At 67.4% G+C, this 13,239-nt stretch carries 12 protein-coding genes and 1 pseudogene; 9 read left to right on the top strand and 4 right to left on the bottom strand.

Annotated features, from left to right (window positions below):
• The first annotated feature begins 276 nt into the window (after positions 1-276).
• Positions 277-2,001 (top strand): RNA polymerase sigma factor, encoded by a 1,725-nt coding sequence (locus ABN273_RS21640; protein WP_349450754.1) that lies wholly within the window; start codon positions 277-279, stop codon positions 1,999-2,001.
• Positions 2,002-2,690: 689 nt separating this feature from the next.
• On the opposite strand, the gene ABN273_RS21635 is transcribed toward ABN273_RS21640, so the two are convergent.
• Positions 2,691-2,981 carry a hypothetical protein gene (locus tag ABN273_RS21635; protein WP_349450753.1) on the bottom strand — a complete coding sequence of 97 codons (291 nt, stop codon included), beginning with the start codon at positions 2,979-2,981 and terminating at the stop codon, positions 2,691-2,693.
• 71 nt (positions 2,982-3,052) lie between these two features.
• Between ABN273_RS21635 and ABN273_RS21630 the strand changes: the two genes are divergently transcribed.
• Entirely contained in the window at positions 3,053-3,934 is an 882-nt protein-coding gene (locus ABN273_RS21630; RefSeq protein WP_349450752.1) for a sigma-70 family RNA polymerase sigma factor, read from the top strand.
• Between the two features lie 171 nt (positions 3,935-4,105).
• Complete coding sequence (locus ABN273_RS21625; RefSeq protein WP_349450751.1) at positions 4,106-4,447, top strand: DoxX family protein; 342 nt, start codon at positions 4,106-4,108, stop codon at positions 4,445-4,447.
• A gap of 224 nt (positions 4,448-4,671) precedes the next feature.
• Here ABN273_RS21625 and ABN273_RS21620 read toward each other — a convergent pair whose 3' ends face one another.
• Positions 4,672-5,172 (bottom strand): group II intron maturase-specific domain-containing protein, encoded by a 501-nt coding sequence (locus tag ABN273_RS21620; protein ID WP_349450750.1) that lies wholly within the window; start codon positions 5,170-5,172, stop codon positions 4,672-4,674.
• Positions 5,173-6,451: 1,279 nt separating this feature from the next.
• Here ABN273_RS21620 and ABN273_RS21615 point away from each other — a divergent pair.
• Positions 6,452-7,378 (top strand): helix-turn-helix transcriptional regulator, encoded by a 927-nt coding sequence (locus ABN273_RS21615; RefSeq protein WP_349450749.1) that lies wholly within the window; start codon positions 6,452-6,454, stop codon positions 7,376-7,378.
• Between the two features lie 3 nt (positions 7,379-7,381).
• Here the strand turns inward: ABN273_RS21615 and ABN273_RS21610 are convergent, their stop codons facing one another.
• Complete coding sequence (locus ABN273_RS21610; RefSeq protein ID WP_349450748.1) at positions 7,382-7,651, bottom strand: hypothetical protein; 270 nt, start codon at positions 7,649-7,651, stop codon at positions 7,382-7,384.
• Positions 7,652-7,995: 344 nt separating this feature from the next.
• Here ABN273_RS21610 and ABN273_RS21605 point away from each other — a divergent pair, with 344 nt between their 5' ends.
• Complete coding sequence (locus tag ABN273_RS21605) at positions 7,996-8,958, top strand: VOC family protein (protein WP_349450747.1); 963 nt, start codon at positions 7,996-7,998, stop codon at positions 8,956-8,958.
• Between the two features lie 102 nt (positions 8,959-9,060).
• Positions 9,061-9,255 carry a hypothetical protein gene (locus ABN273_RS21600; RefSeq protein ID WP_349450746.1) on the top strand — a complete coding sequence of 65 codons (195 nt, stop codon included), beginning with the start codon at positions 9,061-9,063 and terminating at the stop codon, positions 9,253-9,255.
• Between the two features lie 400 nt (positions 9,256-9,655).
• Here the strand turns inward: ABN273_RS21600 and ABN273_RS21595 are convergent, their stop codons facing one another.
• The gene (locus ABN273_RS21595; RefSeq protein ID WP_349450745.1) at positions 9,656-10,834 is read right to left on the bottom strand and encodes a L,D-transpeptidase; all 1,179 of its coding nucleotides are present in this window, start codon (positions 10,832-10,834) and stop codon (positions 9,656-9,658) included.
• A 439-nt stretch (positions 10,835-11,273) separates the two neighbouring features.
• On the opposite strand from ABN273_RS21595, the gene ABN273_RS21590 reads away from it, so the two are divergent.
• The 3 genes and pseudogenes from ABN273_RS21590 to ABN273_RS21580 all read left to right on the top strand — a co-directional run bounded on the left by ABN273_RS21590 (position 11,274) and on the right by ABN273_RS21580 (position 13,126).
• Positions 11,274-11,819, top strand: coding sequence for a flavoprotein (locus ABN273_RS21590; protein WP_349450744.1), 546 nt, complete (start codon positions 11,274-11,276; stop codon positions 11,817-11,819).
• Between the two features lie 4 nt (positions 11,820-11,823).
• A pseudogene (locus ABN273_RS21585) lies at positions 11,824-11,961 on the top strand (helix-turn-helix domain-containing protein); the annotation flags it as partial.
• 217 nt (positions 11,962-12,178) lie between these two features.
• On the top strand, positions 12,179-13,126 hold the full coding sequence (locus ABN273_RS21580) for an XRE family transcriptional regulator (protein WP_349450937.1): 948 nt from the start codon (positions 12,179-12,181) through the stop codon (positions 13,124-13,126).
• Positions 13,127-13,239 lie beyond the last annotated feature (113 nt).

Here is a 13,239-nt window from a genome sequence, read left to right as displayed (position 1 = left end):
TCAGGCTCCTGTGGCAGGGGTCGCAGCCCCCTGCCACGACCGCCGCATGATCTCTTGGATGCACAGACTACGGCGGTCTGAAGCGCCCTGTCGTCCCCGGTACCGCCTGAAGCGTTTCAGTTGACCTGGATATTTACCCCAAATCCGGAACTGATAGTGCGCCGGACCATGGTGTGTTGGCATGATTACCTCCACGAACTTCTGACGCATACCTCCACAAAGTCCTGACGCGCATCCCTCACCCTCAGCGTCCGCCCAAAGCAAGAGGATCGGCCCGTGTCCCAGCCGCTCACCGATCAGCATCAACGCGCCGAGTTGATCGCAGAGCTCTACGACCGCCATGCCGCCGGGCTGTTCGCGTACTGCGCCGACCAGCTGGGCGACCTCGGCTCCGCGTCCGACGTCCTGGTGTCCCTGTTCTCCAGCGTCGCCGGGTTCCCCTCCCCCGCGGAGCCGCCCCGCGCCGCTCTCTACGCGTTCGCCCGCCGCGAGATCCACCGGCGGGACATCGTCTACGCGCCGCCCGCCGTCGACCCCCTGATCGACCCGGCCACCGCGCTGGTCGAGCGCACCCTGCGCGAGCTGCGTCCGCATCAGCGCGAGGTGCTGGTGTTGTGCGCGGTGTGCGGGCTGAGCAAGGCGGAGCTGGCGTGGGTGCTCGAGGTCGCGCCGGACACCGCCGAGGAGCTGGCGGTGGGCGCCGGCCAGCACTTCAGGCAGGCCCTGGGGGCGGCGCTCGCCTCGACGGGGGTCCGCATCCCCAAGCCGGTCGCCGACGTGTACGGCGCGCTGCAGGTCGCCCCGCTCCGCGACGTCCTCGGCCGCCTCCCCTGGCCCCAGCCGCCGGGCGCGCTCCGCATCCATTTCCTCGGCTCCCGTACGGCAGCCCCGGGCCCGCTGTTCGTCAAGCCCCGCTGGCCCAGCCCTCCGGTCTGGCCCCAGCCCCCCGTGACCGACCCGGACCCGGCGACCAGCACGGTCCTTTTCCCGGCGGAGCTCCTGACGCCACCCTCGGCTTCGCGGCCCACCGAACACGAGGCCACCACGGCCCCCATGCCCAAGCTCCGCGATTCCGCGGACTCGTCCCTGCCCCTCAGGGACCCGTTGGGTTCTGCCCCGCCCCTCAGGGATCCTCTGGCAGCCTTCGACGACACGCGGCCCTACCCGCGGAGCCCGCGGGGCTCTGTGCCGCCTGACGAGCGCCCGTTCTTCCTGGATCCGCCCGAGCCCGCCGGCGGCCTGGAGCCTTTCGCCACCGGCGACGTGATCTTACCCAAGGACGCCCCTGAGCCCTTCGCGACCGGCGACGTGCTCTTACCCAGAGACGTCCCGAAGCCGTTCGCGGCGGACGACGGTGACATCCTCGCCCCCAGAGACGTCCTGGTGCACAAGGGCCCGGCCCGACCGCTCCCGCAACCGCCGCGGACAGACGAGCCCACCCGCGATGCGGCACCGCTGTTCCGCCCCCGCACGAAGCCCTCCAGACGCACCGATCCGGCCACCCCGGCCAGGCCCACCGAGCCGATCTACCGGCTACCTCCGCACGACGAGGAACCCCCAACCGCCCCGCGCGAAGAAACCTCAGTAACCTTCACCTCGCGCACCTCGCGCGAGAAGCCCTCGACCGCGCACGGCTCCCGCGAAAAGCCCTCGACCGCCGGCACCTCACGCCAGAAGGCGCCCCAGAGCACCCCCGCTCCGTCCACTCCATCGGCCCTGTCCGCTCCCTCGGCTCCTTCTGCCCTGTCCGCTCCTTCGGCTCCTTCGGCTCCTTTGGCTCCTTCGGCTTCGCCGGCTCCACAGCCTTCTCTCCTGGCCCCGCGCCCGGTCCGTGCCCGGCCGATGCCCAAGAAGCGGCCGGAGTACCGGGCCCGGCCCGAGAAGGTACGGCGCCGCAAGGACCGGCATCTGGACTGGGCCTGGGAGGCCGTCGGGTTCCTGATCTGCGTGGCGATCGCAATGATCGTCTTCTTCTCCGTGCCCATGTTCGTGCATCCATGAGGACCTACCGCGCAGTACGTCTGAAGCGCAGACCACCGTGCCACCGCGCGATCTTCGCTATCAGGTGTAGCGATCACGCTGATCCACGACGACGAGCAGGCGGTGGGCGGCCGTCACTGCCGTGGCCGCCAGCCAGTCATACGCTCGCTGCTACGCGACCTTGATCGAGTGAGGTCCGACGCTGACGGTAATGTCCACCTAGTGCGGTGGCGTAAGCGCGGAGGGTCTCCAACTCCATGGCCGCGAGGTCACCGTTCTCGATCTGTGCTCCTTGAGGTGATGGCCGGCTACGTAGGCATTCAGTTCCGCCCTAGCCTGGGCCTGGCGTTCGGGGTCGGCAAGTTCAGGGTGGCGGCGGTGCGCCTCGGCGTTCCCCCGAGAGTCAGGACCACTTCGGCGACGGCGGCCTCATCCTGCTGCCCACGTCCGGCCACTCTCCGGGCCACGTGTGCGTGCTGCTGCGCCTGGATACCGGCAGCGTGCTGTTCATGGAAGACACTCTCTACACGCCGCCCCATCTGGCCACAGAGCAGGTAAGGCAGAGGACGATCGGCGGCGCCGACACCGCCCACGAGCTCGAGGCCGCCCGGCGCATCCAGCAGCTGCTGGCCTCGGATCCCAGGATCGTGCCGCTGTTCGCGCACGACAACAACCGCTACCAGTTCGACCTGGGTCGCCTCCGTGTTCGCTCAAGGGGTGCCGGGCGCGGCCGGGGCAGCCAGGTAGGAGCGGTCGAAGGCCGCCTGAGTACCGGCCCATGCGGTGTTGTCGGCTTGGTAGGCCGCTATGACGTCGCTGACCGTGGTGCCGGTCATGGTCGCGACGTGGTCCACCACGTCAGGTGAGAGGCCTTCGGTGCGGGCCAGGAACCCGATCGCCTCGGTGAGGTCGTCGTGGTCCTCGCGCAGGAGACGTTGTTCGATCCATCGGGTGAATCCGCTGTGGAAGCGGGTCACCGCAGCAGCTCGTTCGCACGTCATAGCTCCCTCTATGGGCCGATATGTCGGAAAGTATCCTTCCCTTTCGACACTGGTTAACGGAGGAACGTGACATGGACGAACAGCATTGGCTGGCAGACCGGTTCGCCGAGCATCGCTCGCATCTGCGCGCTGTGGCATTTCGGATGCTCGGCTCGCTGAGTGAGGCCGACGACGCGCTGCAGGAGGCCTGGCTGCGTGCCAGCCGCGCCGATGTCAGCCAGGTGGAGAACATGGCCGGATGGCTGACCACGGTAGTGGCTCGGGTGTGCTTGAACATGCTGCGCTCACGCGGTCAGCGCCACGAGGAACTGCTGGACATCCAGGCGGCCGATCCGCTGCTCGGCCCCGCGTCGGCGGGTATTCCCGAACAAGAGGTGGTGATGGCCGACTCGGTGGGGGTGGCGCTGCTGGTGGTGCTTGACACCCTGAGTCCGGCCGAGCGGCTCGCCTTCGTGTTGCACGATCTGTTCGCCGTGCCGTTTGAGGAGATCGCCCCCATGCTGGAGCGATCACCGGAGGCGACCCGGCAACTGGCCAGCCGTGCGCGTCGCCGTGTCAAGGGTGCCGCACCCGTGCCGCACGTCGATCTGACCCGTCAGCGGGAGATCGTCGAGGCCTTCCTGTCGGCCACTCGCGGCCAGGATTTCCGAGCGCTGATCACACTGCTCCACCCCGAGGTCACGCTCCGAGCGGACAGGGTCGTCATGCTGACCGCCGAACCCGTGGTGGTGGCTGGAGCCGAGCCCGTCGCCAAGGGCGCGATGGCCGCCATGCAGCGGGCCCAGTTCACCGGACCCGCCCTCCTCGACGGCGCCGTTGGCCTGGTGATGGCTCCCCACGGCCACCTGCGGGTGGCACTCACCTTCACGATCGTCGACGGCCTCATCACCGCCATCGACGTCATCGCGGAACCCGATCGTCTCGATCGACTCAATCTGGCAGTCCTCGACTGACAGAGGTGGGGAGGCGGATCGCTGCGATCCACCTCCTCACCGCCATGCATATGACGCACATCACAGCCACCGTCGGTCACATCGCCGAACGGCGGCGGGTCAAGGCAGTGACGGACTCACCGATCACCGCCGCTGCGGCCCTGCCCAGCGTCATCCAAGCAAGGAGCACCCATGGTTCACATCATCGTCACCGTTCTGGCCGCCGCCTGGGTGGGTTTCTCCGCCTACGCCATCCTCACCCGCGCCGCGTGGGTCGTCCAACCGCTGGAATCGTACGGTGTCCCCGCCTCATGGTGGCCCTGGCTCGGCGCCGCCAAGGCCGCAGGGGCAGCGGGCCTGCTGGTCGGCCTGTTCGTGCCTGTGATCGGCACCCTGGCCGGGATCGGCCTGGTGGTGTACTTCGTCGGGGCCGTTATTACGGTGCTCCGCGCCCGCTCCTACAAGACTGTCGTTTACCCGATCCTGTACCTCGTCCCGGTGGTCGCCGCCCTCCTGCTGGGAGCCGCCGCCTGAGCCCACAGCCAGAGCCCAGGCCGACTGTCCACCCAGAACCACCCCGGTTGTCCTCGCCGCGCGGGGGAAACCGGGGTTTCAGTTTTCATGACAGTGACCATCTGTCGCGAGCGGCGGGAAGTGATCACGTCCGATCCGGTCGGGTAGCCGGGAGGGATCTCACCTCCCGGCTCCCACAGATCCGTACGTAAACCTCTCGGTTTATACGGCTCTTGTCACCCTGGTCACCAGACGGCGGGCATGGTGGTGATCCAGCGCCAGTGCGCGTACAGCCTCGGGTACTGCTTGGTGACCCTCAGCCACGCCTGGTGGGCCTTCTTCCTCGCCCGCAACCGTTTGTACTTCGAGCGGACCCAGCGCATCAGATAGGCGTTGATGCGCGTCAGGAGCCGATACAGCTTCGACCGGTAAAACCGACCGTAGTACCGCATCCAACCCGCCACGATCGGATTGATCGCCTTGGCGAGTTCTTGCTCAGTGAGATTGACCCGCTGGTGCAGCCGCCATCCACGGACGACGGCACCGAGCCTTTTGAGGGCGTCATTGCTGATCGCAGGCAGGAAGCTGAGAAACCGCCTCCCGTACTTGTCCTGCGCCTGCCTCGGCTGGAACGTGAACCCCAGGAACGTGAACGCGACATGTTCGTACGAGCCACGCCGTGATTGGTCCTTGCAGTACACGATCCGGGTCTTGTCGGGATGCAGTCGCAGCCCAACGTCCTCCATCCTGTTCCCAAGCGCTGCCAGAACCCTGCGGGCCTGATCCTCGCTGCCGGCAGCGCTCCACCGCGTCCAGGGCCGATTTCCCGGGCCGGTAGCCGTAGGAGTCCTCATGGAAAACAGGATCCACGCGAATTCCCAGATGCCTGGCTACCACGGTCTGGGCAACCCGGTCGGCGACCGTGGGAATACCGAGCATTCTCATGCCGCCACCGTGCTGTTTCGGAATCTCCACCGCACGCACCGGAGGGGGAAAGTATGTCCCCGATGACATCCGATTCCAGATCTTGTACAGGTTTCCCTGAAGATCAGCCTCGAAGTCGTCGATGGACTGCCCGTCCACCCCCGGCGCACCCCTATTCGCCTTCACCTCACACCAGGACTCCCAGACCTCCCGCTTCGAGATATCGAACGGCTTGCCTTGCGCTTTCAGCTCGTCCACCCAGTTCCTCCCGGATATCCCGGTTGACCGACCGAACAACAGCCACGGATGACCCGGCCCCTTTGCTCCGCCCTCATTACAGGGGCATCGCCGCTACTACGAGCCGGTCCGCCGACGTGCCCCGCGACGGTACTCAAGGCCCTACAGGGCGCACCTGACTCGGGCACTCCCTCTCGCCACCCAGGAGGGTGATCAGTGTCGGGGCACGCCTTCTCACGTTCCACGCGGGAGCAGCAGACCGGACTCGCGTCGCCTCCATGCCGGGCACCGCCTGGCCAATAAACGGGCGCCCGCCAGACTTATCCCGGATCCGCTTCCACGCCCCAGTTTCGATGCCATCTGTAGATTTTCGACACGTCAGCAGCGATTCGCTTGCGCTCGCCTTTCCGGTCCCCACCTGACGCCTCGCAGGCGCCTTTTCCTCGATCGCTCACCACGACGGTCTTCAGCCAACGCAGCACGAGGCGGTTTGGAATCTCCCCCCGCAGGGCGACTCCGAAGGGCCATGACCTTCATCTCCCACGCAGCATTGCAATCAGAGATGTCTGCCTACATAACACTCCTCCTGCATTCGTGACACACGGAAGCGATCTTCCGGCACCTGTCGTCGATGCTGCTCAGCCGTACTCGTGAACACTCCCGGTTTGGCAGAGCGCGGAGGGGTTCCCCCGATGGGGGTCGCGATCCCCTTCCGCCCGGGCGGCTGAGGCCAGCTCCTCACGCGTGCACCGACGTCCGCCGTTCTTGACGGCGCGCTCGGATGGGCCGACGGGCTCGCCCATGGCCATGGGACACGGCCCAGCCGTTCGCCAAGCCGAAGATCCGGCAATCCTTGGGAGAGTGATGACGAGTCTTGCCAGTCTGGGGCTGACCGCCGAACAGGAACGTCTCTACCGGTATCTGCTGCGTCACCCGCATCCCGACCCGGACACCATCGACCTGGTCATGCCCGAGGCTCGCCGCGTGCTCGCCGAACTCGAAACGCTCGGCCTGATCGACGGGTCGATGACCTCGCTCGCCCCGGCCACCGCCATCGATCTGCTGGTACGGCGGCGCGTGGAGCAGGCCCAGTGTGACCTCGCTCAGCTGGCTGTGGCGTGGGACGTGCTCACCGAACTGACCGAGGAGCACCGCAGCGGCCGCCCCATCCATCTGGCCGAGCACATCCCGGACGGGCCGGCCGTCGTCCGGCGCATCTTCGGGCTCCTGGCCGCCGAGGCCGGCGACCTCGCACACCTGAAAGGGCGCGCGTTCTACGACGGAGCCGGTGACCTGCTGGCTCCTTTCGAGCGCCTCCTGCTGCGCGGGCTGCGCAGCCGTACCCTGTTCCCCGTCCAGGCGCTGGAAGATCCCGCCCAGGAGCCGTACGCCCGCAAGTGGCACGCCGTGGGCGACCTGCACCGGGTCACCCCCGAGCCGATCTGGGACCTGGCGATCGTCAACCGGTCGGTCGCCTTCGTCCAGGCCGACCCCGCGGACCCTGAGGCGGGCGCGCTGCAGATCCGCCAGCCCGGCGTGGTGGCCATGCTCGCCGACGTCTTCGACGGCATGTGGGAACGCGCCCGCGACCTGGACGACCTGCCCCTGTCCTCGATCGAGCAGCAGGTCCTGCACACGCTCACCCGCCACGACACCGACGAGGCCGCCGCCCGCTCACTCAACATCTCCGTCCGCAAGTTCCGCTCCCACGTCGCCGACCTCATGGCCCGTCTGGGCGCCTCCACCCGCTTCCAGGCCGCCCTGCTGGCCAAGGAACACGGCTGGCTATGACGCTCAAGTTCGTTGGGGCCGTGCTGGGCATGGACCGGGGCGGCTGATCTCCCGCAGCCAGCTCTGCCGGATCATCGAGATGTCCGGATCGCCGGGCCTGGCGGTGGGTTTGCCTCGCTTGCCCCGGGCGCCGAGATCGGCCAGGTCCAGCGTCAGCAGGCTTGCCGGCTCCACCCCGCGGAACCGGTCGAACGCCGCCACCACCCGGAACGTCTCGCGCAGCAGCGCATCGACGTTGGCCGTGGCCCGCCGCGGCGACGCCTCCAGCGACAACGCCGGGCACGGTAGCCGCAAACACTTCGCGCGCCTGTCCGGCGGCGATCTCTTCGGCGGACAGGGCGGCGAATGCCGCGCGGAACGCGCCGCAGAGCACGGTGATCGGGGCGCCTGGCGGCTGGGAGGCCAGTGCCTCGATGAGAGGCGGGAAGTTGTAGCCGCGCTCGCGGAAGAGCCTGAACGCTTCACGCAGGATCGTCCCCTGGTCCTGGCCTTCTTGCGTTTGCGCAGTCCGATCCCAGCCACGTAGAAAATCCTACCGCACACACAAATGACGGTATGCTCTCATAAAATAGCAAGCTCTCATATTCGTCGGATCAGGGAACTCGGAGGTGCCCGTCATGGGCCATGACATCAACGGCCTGCACCACGTCGGCCACATCGTGCAAGACATGGACCAGGCGATGGAGCGGTACCGACAGCTCGGCTTCACCGTGGCTGCCCCCGCCTATCCCGTCATGTCAGCCACACCGGAAGGCCCCGCGGAGCCGTTTGGCGTAGCCAACGCCCACGTGCACTTCCCGTGCAGTTTCGTCGAACTGGTGGCCGTCATCGATGACACCGGTCGCATGCCCGGCAACGCGCGCCCGATCCCGTTGCAGGTACCCGACGACAAGGTGCCGGGGCTGAGGGCCGCCATCCGCGCCACCGCAGCCAACATCACATCCTTTCTGCAACGCTTCCAAGGCGTACACATCGTGATCGCCGACACGCCCGACATCGACTGCGTGGCCGCACGGCTGACGGCCGATGGCGTCAGCCACGGTGGCGTGCATGACATCCAGCGGCCCGTCGAGACCCCCACGGGGACCACGATGGAGCCTGCTCGCTACCTGGAGATCTCCGACCCCGATCTGTCACCAGGACGCGTGCCGGAAGGCAGGATCGGGTTCGCCGAGAACAGGCCGGTCAAGGCGCCCCAGGACCAGCAGCACACCAACCATCCCAACGGCGCGACCGGGCTGGTCGAATGCGTGCTGTGCGTGGCCGACACGGCACTGCCCGAGTTGGAGCGCCGCTACGGAAGCTACTTCGGTCGGGCGCGACATGGTCGGGTAACGCGTTTCGACCGGGCGAACGTCACCGTCGTGGCCGCATCGGCGCTCGCCGACCTGCTGCCCGGTGAGCACCCGGCGGCCCTGCCGGCGTTTGTCGCCTACGCGGTAGCCGTACGCGACCTTTCCGCCGCCGAAAAGCTTCTGCGCGACAACGACGTCCCGGTCACCCGAACCGGCCCCGCGGAGATGTTCGTGCCCACCAGCGCCGCCCTGGGTGTCGCGATCATCTTCCGCCAGGACGGCTGAGGCCGCCGACTCACCCTCTGAACCCTCGTCATACGCGACGTGTCGGCCGGCATCGACCCCGGCCGACACGTCGCGCATGATGGGCGGGGCTGAATCGGTACTTTGCGCCCCTGCACCGGCATCCCGCTCTACCTGCTCATCCTGCTCGACGAGAAGTACGAGATCATCGAGGTGAAGGAGTTCCATCTCGATGCCGTAGCCTCCGAATACAGGCTTCATCGGGTACGCCAGTCAGACCTCGAACTGGAACTCCCTATCAGGATGACTATCCCGTTTCTCGCACTGACCGCTCCCTAAACGTTGCCCTGTGCCCGTTGCGTGCTCGTACGGTCGGTGACCGACGGGGACTCATGACCACTCGATCGGCATGTGCTCAGGCCGGCAGGCCACGGCCGCCCGAACGTTGTCATGCCCCCACCAGCGTCATGAGGTCCTTGAGGCCGGTTTCAGACTCGGCGGCCGGTATCAGGTTTCAACGAGCCCGGCGCACCGCCCGAATCGCTCATGTCAGGTCAGCGTGTGATCGTGTCGTTTCTCTGCCGTCGAAGACGGTCCGACACTCGGATAGCCGCTATGAGCCCAAAGTCTGCCGGAGCGGCTGGACTCGTTAAGAGTGATTAGTAGCGCTGAGGTCCGGGGTCAGGCACCTGATCTCTTCTGCGTGAGCGGAGTCGGCTGCAGACGTCAGAGACGAGCGTCAGGCGTTGATCGAGCTGCCGAGGGCGCTGCCCGCCAGCCAGTCCTCCCACGACTTGTCCCACGGCGTCGGACCGTTGCCGAACTGGAGCTTGCGCGACGTCCCCGTGACCTTGATGATGTCCCCGCGCTGCGTGAACTCGTAGAACCAGCGGGCGTTGGCGGGGCTGGCGTTCACGCAGCCGTGGCTGACGTTGCGGTTGCCCTGCGCGCCGGTCGACCAGGGTGCCGCGTGGAAGAACATGCCGCTGTAGGTCATCCTGACGTTCCACTTGGTGTGCGCGAAGTACTCGCCCGGCCTGCCGATGGTGGCCGAGTCCATGAGCATGTCCGCGGCCTTCTCCTGGGCGATCATGACGCCGGAGTAGCTCTCGTCGCCCGGCTTCCCCAGGCTGACCGGGATGGTCTTGACGACCTCGCCGTTCTCCCGCACGACCGCCTTGTGGGTCGAGTTGCGGATCTTGGTGATGTGCTCGGGCCCGACGGTGAAGGTCAAGCTGCGGTCCTTGGTGCCCCACAGGTTCCGTCCGACCCGCAGGCCGGCCAGGTGGGCTACCACTGTGACCTGCTCGCCGACCGGCCAGTACTCCCGCGGCCTGAACTGGACCTCCCGGTCGCTCACCCAGCTCCACGCACCCTCGACCGGCTTGGACATCCGCACCACCAGCGACCGCTCGACCGCGGCCCGGTCCTCGCGCGCGGCGACCGGCTGCGACAACAGGAGCTGCACAGGCATCCCGACGCCGACCTTCTCGCCGTCCAGCGGCGACATACCGCTCTCAAGCACCCGCTTCGGCTTGAGCGTGGTGAACTCGGCCTGCGCCGTGACCGGCTTTCCGTCCGTGCCGGTGGCCCGCACGCTCACCGTGTACGCCGTTGACGGCTTCAACGGCCACCTGGGCCGCCACGTCCCGTCCGCGCCCGTGCTCCCGCTCACCTCACGTCCCTTGGCGTCCGCGACGGTCACCTTGGCGACCCTGCCGTCGGTGATCTTGACGCCGATCCCGGTATCCGGAGGGACCTTCTCCGCGCCGTCAGCGGGCGTGATCGCCAGCTTGGCCGCCAGGCCCTGCTCCTGCTGCTTCTCGGGTGACGTGTTGGAGCCGCCCCAGGTGCAGCCTGAGGTCAGGAGCAGCACCACCGTGAACGTGCTGACGAATATGGTCCCGCCATTCCGCATCGCCGACGCCTCCAGACCCCCGACAAATAGGCATATTTCAGACTAGACAGTCTGTTAATGACACGGAGCGCATTATGCCCATAACTTTAGGTAATCATGCGGAGATGCCTCACCGAATGGTGACTCGATGCGAGATCCACCCTGAACGTGGCGTGCCGCCGGACGTTCCGGAGCTGGCCGACGCCGTCAGGTGGCGGCGCCGGCGCCGCGATGACTGCTTCGTCGCCGGCATACTGTGGCGCTGGCGGGATCACCGACGCAGATGCGTGGCAGCTATGCGGTACTTCTGCTCTGCCTGGGACAGCAGTCCGGCGCGATCCACGAACCTCCGAGCTGATCGGGGCGTTCGTAGCGCAGCTCGCCACTATTACTGAGGCACTTCCCTGCTGGTCAGCGGTCGCCTGGGACGGAGACCAGCTCCTCACTAGGATCACGGGACATGGAACCCCTGCAAGGGACCCGCGGCATCCTCTACGTGATCGCGTGCGGCGCGCCTGCCGCCGGCGATGTCCATCACCTGGTACCCCTTGCCCAGGCGGCTGGGTGGCGGGTGCATGTGGTCACCACGCCGATGGGCGAACGCTTCGTCAATGTTCCGGAATTGGAGCTCCTGACTGGGGACCTGGTCCGCAGCACGTATCGCATGCCGCAGGACCCCAAGGGCCTGCCTCCCGCCGACGCCGTGATCGTCGCTCCGGCCACCTTCAACACGATCAACAAGTGGGCGAACGGCATCGCCGACACCTTCGCCGTCGGGCTGCTGTGCGAGGTGATGGGGTTTGACGTCCCGATCCTGGCCGTTCCGCTGCTGAAGGACGCTCTCGCCCGGCACATCGCGTTCGAGCGGAGCCTGGACACGCTTCGGGAGATGGGCGTGCAAGTCCTGTTCGATCCGTCCACCCCGCCGCAGTCCCGCATGCCATCCTGGGAACGCATCATGCAGGAGCTGCACGCCGTTGTCGGGGAGCGACAGATGCAGGGGTGATGGCATGGACGCGCGCAGGGAGATCGGTCAGCGGATCGCCCGGGCACGCCGTCGCCGTGGACTGTCCCAAGCAGTCCTGTCCGGCCTCGTCGGCCGTTCCGAGAGCTGGCTGAGCCAGGTGGAGCGCGGGCAGCGCGCCGTGGACAACCACACCGTGCTCAACACTATCGCTGACATCCTCGGCCTGCCCGTAGACGAACTCACCGTGAAGAAGACGAACGCGATGACGCGCTACCAGGCAGCATCGGCCATCCGGCAGGCGATGATGAGCTACGACGGCCTCTCCTCCCTCATCGATCCCCAGCACGCCCAAGGCTCCCCCCGAGAGCATCGTGTGGCTGCGGCACGAGATCCGCCGCGTGAACCGCCTCTACCAGGCCACCCATTACGACGAGGCCGGCAGGCGGTTGCCTGGTCTGATCGTGGCCACCGAACTGGGGAGCCGCCATGCCCCCGCCGCCCAGCGCCAGGCGTACCAGACCCTTCGCTCGCTGACCTACCACTCCGCAACCACGACCCTGCGCCGCGTGGGAGAGGCGGAACTCGCCTGGGTAGCTGCTGACCGCTCGCTGGCCGCCGCGCAAGAAGCGGACAGGCCCCTCCTCGCCGCCGTGAGCGCCTACCGGCTCGGCTACGTCCTGGTACGGCTTCGTGAGACGGAACGCGCACTGCACCTGGTTCTCCAGGCGGCCGACGCGTTGCAGCGTGCCACCAGGCGCCCCACTCCGCGCACACTGCCCATCGTCGGCGCGCTCTACCTGGTCGCCGTAACCGCCGCCGCTGCCGCGTACGACCAAGCCTCGGTGCGCGCCTTCCTCGCCCAGGCTCGACAGGTCGCCGACACTCTCGGCGAAGACCGCAACGACTTCTGGACCGCCTTCGGCACGACCAACGTGACCATTCACGAGATCTCGGCGGCTGTCGAGTTCGGCGACACCCGGCGAGCGATCGACAGAGGCGAAACCCTCAACCTGGCACACCTATCTGGCGGCCTGGTCGGACGCCGCGCCCAAGTGCACCTGGACCTCGCCCCGCGCCTACGCCTTGCAGCGCAAGGACGCCGCGTCGGTCAACATGCTCCTCGAAGCCGAACGGCTCTCGCCCGAACTCGTTCGCTACGGCGGCCGTCCCCGCGAGTTGCTGACCCAACTGCTCAAGCGGGAGCACCGTGCCAGCACCCCGCAGCTTCGCGGGCTGGCTCGCCGGGTGGGCATCGTCTGACCCGCACTTTTGTGCGGCTTCTTGACCTTCACCGACGTGCGGGTTCCCCGTTGACCCGCGCCTACGGTTCCTCCTGCGTGGCGTGACCAGAGGCCACGTCCCCCGACAGGAGGGAACATCACATGCGGCACGAACAGAGAAACGCGCGGAATCGGTGCGCCTGCTGCCCCGAGCCGCGTCAACCGGTAGGCCTCGATCC

The sequence above is a fragment of the Nonomuraea sp. B19D2 genome, from assembly GCF_040137845.1.
Taxonomy (GTDB): Bacteria; Actinomycetota; Actinomycetes; order Streptosporangiales; family Streptosporangiaceae; genus Nonomuraea.
The sequence above is the reverse complement of the archived record's forward strand: the minus strand, read 5'-3'. Positions and strand labels throughout refer to the sequence as shown.